Source organism: Paramagnetospirillum caucaseum (assembly GCF_000342045.1).
Classification (GTDB): Bacteria; Pseudomonadota; Alphaproteobacteria; order Rhodospirillales; family Magnetospirillaceae; genus Phaeospirillum; species Phaeospirillum caucaseum.
This window is the reverse complement of sequence record NZ_AONQ01000122.1, coordinates 1-6043: the sequence shown is the minus strand read 5'-3', so window position 1 is coordinate 6043 and position 6043 is coordinate 1. Positions and strand designations below refer to the sequence as shown.

Below are 6043 nucleotides of genomic sequence, written 5' to 3'. Positions count from 1 at the left end.
GGGTGGTGTGAGCCTGATCCGCCTGGAGGGCGTGAGCCATGCCTTCGACGACGCCCGCCCGCTGCTGGACGGCGTCGATTTCGCGCTGGCCGCCGGTGAACGCGTGGCCTTGCTGGGCGCCAACGGCAGCGGCAAGACCACCCTGCTGCACGTCATGGTCGGACTGATCCGCCCCAAGGCGGGGACCGTCCACGCCTTCGGGCGGGAGCGCCGGGCCGAGGCCGATTTCGTCGAGGTCCGCGCCCGGGCCGGGCTGCTGTTCCAGGACGCCGACGACCAGCTGTTCTGCCCCACCGTGGCCGAGGACGTGGCCTTCGGCCCCCTCAACCTGGGACGCAGCCGGGCCGAGGCCCGCGCCATCGTCCACGCCACCCTGGACCGCCTGGGCCTCGCCGCCCTGGAGGACCGCGTCACCCACAAGCTGTCGGGCGGACAGAAGCGGCTGGTCTCCCTGGCCGCCGTGCTGGCCATGGAACCCGAGGTCCTGCTGCTGGACGAGCCGAGCAACGCGCTCGACGAGCCGACGCGGGCCAGGCTGCTGGACATCCTGGCCGGGCTGCCCCAGGCCATGGTGATCGTCTCCCACGACCGCGAGGTGGTGGAGCGCCTCGCCACCCGGCGGATCACGCTGGACGGCGGAACCTTAACCTGAGATCGACACCGGCTTGGAGCTGGGGCCGAGCGCGTCCAGCGCCTTCTTCAGGCGGGGCTGGGCGTCCAGGCGCGACGGCCCGGCCTCGACGCCGCCCACATAGGCGGTGGACAGCAGGGCGGCATAGACCCGCTTCATGTCGTCGAGACAGGGCGGCGGCGCCTCGATCTTGCTCAGGCGCTCGGCCAGCTTGCGGGCGGCATGCACCTGCCCGGTCTGGCAGAAATCCTGCTTGAAGCGCTGCTCGCCCAAGGTGGTGAAGGCGATCATCAGGAAGGCGGTGAAGCGGCGGATGTCGCCGCCCAGCACCGGCAGCAGCGAGCGGATGACGTCCACATGGGTGGCCGACACCTGGGCGACGGCGCGGCGGATCTGGGACACGTCCGACTTGTTGGGGAACAGGCGGGCCAGATCCATTTGCTGCACCACCCGCCAGAGGATCTCGGCGTCGATGGTGTCCTTGCCCCCCACCAGCAGCCGCCGGGCGTCGTCCAGCAGCAGCGGCACCCGGCCGTCGCGCGGCATGTTGCCCGGCGAGGCCAGCGCCTGCAGTTCGGCGGCCTCGCGGATGTCCAGCAGGCGCGAGCCCAGATCGCTGACCAGGGTCGGACTCATGGGGGTGTAGTGGGGAATCAGCAGCACCTGCCAGTCGAAGCGCAGATGCTCGCGGATGGCCTGATAGAGGGCCTCGGAGCGCGAATGAGGCTTCGGGGCATGCTTGGGGGCCGGCGGCGGATGGGACAGGCCCAGGGCGAGACCCATGCGCTTCATCAGCGACGGCTTGGGCGGCGGGGCCTGGAACTTGCTGCGGAAGTCGAGCTTGGACCGGAAGTAACGCCGCGCCGCGGCGCGGACCACCAGCGCCACCGCCTCGGCCAGGGTGCGGCCGCAGGCCAGCACGTCGTGATCGACGGTCACCGGCTGCTTGCCGGCATCGATGACCACATGGGCGAACAGCTCGGGCCGCTCGCGGAACAGCCGCAGGCACTCGTCCAGCATCTTGGGGTCGTTCATCGCCTTGTCGTAGGCCGCGTTGCGGGGCAGCCCCTTCAGCGCCAGCACCTCGCGCCGCAGGACCTCGATCACCGGGCCTTCCAGCGCCGCGCGGATCGCGTCGATGCCGGGGTCCGCATTGGACCAGCGGGTACCGGCAGCAGCCTTTCCTGTCTTCGTCGAAGTACGTCCTGACATGGCGTTCACATCTCAAGTCCATGCATTCATATTCGATTTACGGTGCGCCTGTTCGTTGAGGAAATCAACGCTTATAATGGGGTGATCACTTGTATTACCTACGTAATATCAATATTGATCTTTGTCAGCGCACAACAGAGTCTTTGAATAAAATTTTATCTAATTTTATTATTTATGCCGCCTATGGCGCCCTCGCCGCCATTCCGATTTCCGGGCGGCGGGAGTAGAATGACGGCAGGTCACAGCTCCGGGAGAGGCAGATGCACGGCGGCCACCATCACGACGAAGCCAGCGGGCACGAGCACAAGCACGCCCACGCCCACGAGCACAGCCATGTCCACGCCCACCCCCATGCCCACGGCGACGTGAGCCACAGCCACGCCCACGCCCACACCCATGCCCACGACCACCTGCACCAGCACAGCCATCCGCACGGGCACGAGGACGGCACCGGGCACGACCACGGCCACGAGCAGCCCCGGCACGCCTGGAAGCCGCACGAGCACAGGCACGCCGAGGAAGACCTCGGCGGCCACGATCACGAGCATTGATGTCGCGGCAATATGCGATGGGCGGAACTCATCACACATTGGCAGGCCCAGGGTGCCCGCCCGGCACCCGAGGGCGGTTCCGGCATTGCCGGGACGGGGATCAGTCCTCGCTTTCCAGCGACGCCACGTAGCGCAGGCCATCCAGGGCGGTGACGAACCAGTCCTCGCGGGTTTCGTCCTCGGCGTAGACCAGATAGGCCGGGCGGCGGAATTCCGGCGCGCCGGCCACCTCGAACAGCCGGCCGGCCGACAGGTATGAGCGCACCACCCGCATGGGGAAATAGCCGGTGCCGCCATAGGCCAGGATATGCTGCAGACCCAGCGCCCCCAGCCCCACCGATACCGCCGGGGTCTTGAGGTCGGGGAAGGCTTGGCTGTGGGCGGCGCGGAATTCCGGCCCCCAATCCACCAGGACGTAATCATCGTCCCATTCCGCCACGCTGCGCCGGCGGGTGGAAACCAGGACCAGACGCTCCTCCAGCAGCTTCTCGATGTGCAGGCCGGGGCGCGACAGCGGCGAATACATGACGCCGAGGTCGAGCATGCCCTCGATCAGCTGGCGCATCAGCCCGTCCGACGACCCCACCTCGGCCTTCAGCGCCACGTCGGGCATGGCGGTGCGCATCCACGGAATCCACTGGACCAGCAGGCGGTCCCACAGGGAGAACTGGCCGCCCACGTTGAGCACGGTGCGGAAACCGGCCGGCAGGGCCAGTTCCTGGCGCGCCTGCTCCCAGACGCGGACCATGGTGGTGGCATAGCGGCGGAACTGCATGCCGGCGGCGGTCAGCTGGGTGCCCGACTTGGAGCGCACGAACAGCGGCCGCCCCAACTCGTCTTCCAGCGCCCGGATGCGCATGCTGACCGTCGACTGGGTCACCGACAGGCGTTCGGCCGCCTTGTTGAAGTTGCCGGTATCGACGATTTCCAGGAAGGTGCGGGCGAGATCGATATTCATGACGCGGCCAGGGAGGAGACAGCGCCATGCTGCGCTGCAATAGATTGCAGCGTTTTATCCGAACCGCGCGGAAACTTCAACTACCCCGCGGTCGGTAATCGGAATGCTTGATGCATGGGTGGGAAGACCCCACCCATGCCGGTAGGAATGGCTAGGCCTGCGCCCGCGCCTTGACGTTGCCGCGGCTACGGTCGACGTATTCCTTCAACTGGCGCTCCATGCCGGCGAAAGCCTCGCGCAGCGCCACGTAGATATCCTCGTTGACATGGCTGTCCTTGGGGTCGCGCTTCACCACCAGCTCGTCGCCGGGGACCGTCAGGGCGAGACGGATATGGAAGGGCTCGCCCTTGTGGTGCAGGTTCGAGGTGTTCTTGTGGTGCTGCTCGATCACCACGCGGCAGCTGGTGATGCGATCGAAGAGATGCTCCAGCTTGGCCACCTTTTCGCGGATGCGGGTTTCGACGGCATCGGAGTGATCGACACCGTGAAAGGTGATCTGGAGGGGAATCTGCATCAACATCTCCATTCTCTCGGTTCGCCTCTTGCCGGCTCTTGGCGGCGGGCCGGGCGACTCGGTTCCTTATATGATCCCGCCACCCAGGCGGGACCTTGAAGCTCGGGGCGCCATACATAGCCATTTACAATGGGCTTGGCAACGCCGGGAGCGAACGTCCATTGTCTCGGAGAATCGCCGCACTTGCAAGCTGGCGCCACTCCCCTCATATCAGAGCGCCTTTCCATGCAACCCTATAGCTCCGGGAGACGGATACGCCATGGCCGAAGAAAAGCGTCAATTCCAGGCGGAAGTCGGCAAGCTGCTCGACATCGTCGTTCACTCGCTCTACTCCAACAAGGAGATCTTCCTGCGCGAGATGATCTCCAACGCCTCGGATTCATGCGACCGGCTGCGCTACGCCGCCATCACCGAGCCCGACCTTCTGGACGGCGGCTCCGAATTCCGCATCCGCCTGATCCCCGACAAGGATGCCGGCACGCTGACCATCGTCGACAACGGCCAGGGCATGAGCCATGACGAGCTGATCGCCAATCTGGGCACCATCGCCAAGTCGGGCACGTCGGAATTCCTGTCGCGCCTGACCGGCGACGCCAAGAAGGACGTCACCCTGATCGGCCAGTTCGGCGTCGGCTTCTATTCCGCCTTCATGGTGGCCGAGGAGGTCACCGTCATCAGCCGCAAGGCCGGCGAGGCCAAGGGCTGGAAGTGGGTATCCGACGGCAAGGGCGAGTTCACCGTGTCGCCCGCCGACGAGGCGGCGCGCGGTGCCGCCATCACCTTGAAGCTCAGGGACGGCGAGAAGGAATTCCTCGACGCCTTCCGCCTCAAATCCATCGTCAAGCGCTACTCCGACCACATCGCCATCCCGGTGACGCTGAAGGACGGCGACACGGACGAGGAGACCGTCAACTCGGCCAACGCCCTGTGGACGCGTCCCAAGTCCGAGATCACGCCGGAGCAGTACAGGGAATTCTACCATCATGTCGCCCACGCCTTCGACGAGCCGTGGAGCACGCTGCACTACAAGGCCGAAGGCGCCATCGAATACACCGGCCTGCTGTTCATTCCGTCGTCCAAGCCGCTCGACATCTTCCACCCCGACCGCAAGCAGCATGTGAAGCTCTACGTCAAAAGAGTGTTCATCACCGACGATTGCGAGGAGCTGCTGCCCCCCTACCTGCGCTTCGTGCGCGGCGTGGTGGACAGCCAGGACCTGCCCTTGAACGTCAGCCGCGAGATGTTGCAGCACAATCCGGTGCTGTCCAAGATCCGCACCGGACTGGTCAAGCGCATCCTGGGCGAACTGAAGAAGAAGTCCGAGGATGCCGACGGCGGATACGACGCGTTCTGGACCGCCTTCGGCCCGGTGCTCAAGGAAGGCATCTACGAGGATTTCGAGCGCAAGACCGACATCCTGGATCTCTGCCGCTTCCGCTCCACCCAGGGCGACGGCCTGACCACGCTGGCCGATTACGTGGCGCGCATGAAGGACGGCCAGGACGCCATCTACACCATCACCGGCGACGATTTGGAGCAGCTGAAGAAAAGCCCGCAGTTGGAAGGCTTCCGGGCCAAGGGCGTCGAGGTGCTGCTGCTCACCGATCCCATCGACGAGTTCTGGGTCTCCGCCGTGCCGTCCTATGCGGAAAAGCCGTTCCGCTCGGTGGCCGCCGCCGGGGCCGACCTGTCGGCGGTCAAGGCCCCCGAGGGCGCCGAGGACAGCAAGGAGGACGAAGCCCCCGCCGACCAGCTGACCACCCTGATCGAGGCGGTCAAGCTGGCGCTGGGCGAGCGCGTCAAGGACGTGCGCGCGTCCGAACGCCTGACCGAATCCGCCGTCTGCCTGGTGGCCGCCGAGGGCGAGATGAGCATGCATCTGGAAAAAATGCTGCGCGCCCACAACCAGGCGCCGGGCGAGCGCGCCCGCATCCTGGAGATCAACCCCCGTCACGCGCTGATCAAGGGCCTCGCCGCCCGGGTCAAGGCCGGCGGCACCGATGGGGACGTCGAGGACGCCGCCTTCCTGCTGCTCGATCAGGCCCGCATCATCGAAGGCGAACCCCCCGCCGACGCGAACGCCTTCGCGCGGCGCATGGTGTCGGTGATGGAAAAGGGCCTGCTGGGGTAAGAAACCACCGCTCCTCCCTCTCCCGCCGGCGGGAGAGGGTCGGGGT

Annotated in this window: 6 protein-coding genes; 2 read left to right on the top strand and 4 right to left on the bottom strand. The window is 66.3% G+C overall.

Going from position 1 to position 6043, the window contains the following annotated elements:
- Positions 1–7 precede the first annotated feature (7 nt).
- Positions 8–652 (top strand): energy-coupling factor ABC transporter ATP-binding protein, encoded by a 645-nt coding sequence (locus H261_RS22185; RefSeq protein ID WP_008622264.1) that lies wholly within the window; start codon positions 8–10, stop codon positions 650–652.
- On the opposite strand, the gene H261_RS22180 is transcribed toward H261_RS22185, so the two are convergent.
- From H261_RS22180 to H261_RS22165, 4 genes are all read right to left on the bottom strand, one after another.
- Complete coding sequence (locus H261_RS22180; protein ID WP_040477236.1) at positions 644–1843, bottom strand: hypothetical protein; 1200 nt, start codon at positions 1841–1843, stop codon at positions 644–646. The two genes, H261_RS22185 and H261_RS22180, sit on opposite strands and share 9 nt — an antisense overlap.
- Before the next feature lie 239 nt (positions 1844–2082).
- On the bottom strand, positions 2083–2391 hold the full coding sequence (locus H261_RS26295) for a hypothetical protein (RefSeq protein WP_008622260.1): 309 nt from the start codon (positions 2389–2391) through the stop codon (positions 2083–2085).
- 103 nt (positions 2392–2494) lie between these two features.
- Positions 2495–3352, bottom strand: coding sequence for a LysR family transcriptional regulator (locus H261_RS22170; RefSeq protein ID WP_008622258.1), 858 nt, complete (start codon positions 3350–3352; stop codon positions 2495–2497).
- Positions 3353–3503: 151 nt separating this feature from the next.
- Entirely contained in the window at positions 3504–3866 is a 363-nt protein-coding gene (locus H261_RS22165; RefSeq protein ID WP_040477235.1) for an HPF/RaiA family ribosome-associated protein, read from the bottom strand.
- A gap of 259 nt (positions 3867–4125) precedes the next feature.
- Between H261_RS22165 and htpG the strand changes: the two genes are divergently transcribed.
- Positions 4126–5997 (top strand): molecular chaperone HtpG, encoded by a 1872-nt coding sequence (gene htpG / locus H261_RS22160; RefSeq protein ID WP_008622246.1) that lies wholly within the window; start codon positions 4126–4128, stop codon positions 5995–5997.
- Positions 5998–6043 lie beyond the last annotated feature (46 nt).

What these genes read in the sequence shown, in the direction of transcription:
- H261_RS22180 (WP_040477236.1), bottom strand. Translation starts at nt 1,843, where the DNA reads ATGTCAGGACGTACTTCGACGAAGACAGGAAAGGCTGCTGCCGGTACC.
- H261_RS26295 (WP_008622260.1), bottom strand. Translation starts at nt 2,391, where the DNA reads ATGCTCGTGATCGTGGCCGCCGAGGTCTTCCTCGGCGTGCCTGTGCTC.
- H261_RS22170 (WP_008622258.1), bottom strand. Translation starts at nt 3,352, where the DNA reads ATGAATATCGATCTCGCCCGCACCTTCCTGGAAATCGTCGATACCGGC.
- H261_RS22165 (WP_040477235.1), bottom strand. Translation starts at nt 3,866, where the DNA reads ATGCAGATTCCCCTCCAGATCACCTTTCACGGTGTCGATCACTCCGAT.
- htpG (WP_008622246.1), top strand. Translation starts at nt 4,126, where the DNA reads ATGGCCGAAGAAAAGCGTCAATTCCAGGCGGAAGTCGGCAAGCTGCTC.